Here is a 370-nt window from a genome sequence, read left to right on the forward strand (position 1 = left end):
GCGGACGATCTCTTCTAACACTTCTCTCTGCTCTTCACGAATCGGTAATGCAGTTAAAATGGCTCCCATAATGAAAGCCATAATACCTAGTCTGCACTGTTATGTCACGTAATTATGAAGCGATGTACTAGTGTGCTGAGCGATAAATAGCTAGACACAAGGATCTTGTTCTGATAATTTGGATAAATGGGCAGACCTATCCGCATTCTTCCAGCGAGCGACAAGCAGAAACACGAACTCCAAAGCATGATCAATCGTCCCATGACACCGCAACGTGAGGCGCGGCGAGCGAGAATCATTCTCCACCGCATCAATGGGCTCACCCAAGAGCAGACGGCGCGCACCGAAGGGGTCAACCGCCCGGTGGTTG

This window comes from Verrucomicrobium sp. 3C (assembly GCF_000379365.1).
Lineage (GTDB): Bacteria > Verrucomicrobiota > Verrucomicrobiia > Methylacidiphilales > Methylacidiphilaceae > Methylacidimicrobium.